This is a genomic window from Saccharothrix sp. ST-888 (genome assembly GCF_000955975.1).
Lineage (GTDB): Bacteria > Actinomycetota > Actinomycetes > Streptomycetales > Streptomycetaceae > Kitasatospora.
The window spans coordinates 1-553 of sequence record NZ_JYJF01000342.1 but is presented as its reverse complement, the minus strand read 5'-3'; the positions used below and the strand labels follow the sequence as shown (position 1 = coordinate 553).

Annotated in this window: 1 protein-coding gene and 1 pseudogene; both read left to right on the top strand. The window is 70.3% G+C overall.

Annotated elements, in window-relative coordinates; genetic code table 11:
* The first annotated feature begins 105 nt into the window (after positions 1-105).
* Positions 106-297, top strand: a complete 192-nt coding sequence (locus tag UK12_RS33010) for a hypothetical protein (RefSeq protein WP_045306898.1) — start codon at positions 106-108, stop codon at positions 295-297.
* Positions 294-553, top strand: a pseudogene (locus tag UK12_RS33005) (hypothetical protein); the annotation flags it as partial. The gene UK12_RS33010 and the pseudogene UK12_RS33005, both read left to right, overlap by 4 nt.

Below are 553 nucleotides of genomic sequence, written 5' to 3'. Positions count from 1 at the left end.
TGCCTTGCGACCTGCGATGATGGGAGTTCTCTAGGCTCCACCACGCACAATCGGCAAGGCATCTCGTAAGTGCAATCCTCTCACGCTGTCTCGGCCGTCCCCGTCGTGTTCGACGAGCCGAATCTGATCGCGGGCGCGGGGCTGGTCCCGCTGATCCGCCTGGCCGAGCGCGCCGGCCTGCCCGCCCTGGTCGGCGACAGGCTGCGCATCGAAGGAACCGGCAGCGGTGCCGGGGCCAATCCGGCCACGAAGGTGATGACGCTGGTCGCGGCGATGTGCGCCGGGGCCGCCGCTTGAACACCGAGGTCGCGGCCGGGCAGGGCGAGCTCTTCACGGCCTGGCGCTACCACCCGGTGTTCACCGACAGCCCGTTCGAGGTGCTCCAGGCCGAGCTGCGGCACCGGCAGCACGCCACGATCGAGCAGGTCATCGCGGACGGCAAGGGACCGGCCTTGGCCCACCTGGTCAACGTCCCTGCCCGGCTGGCCCGTTCAGCCCGTCGGCCAACACTCCACCTGCCCGACCGATGGCCCTGGCAGCACGCGTCCACCGA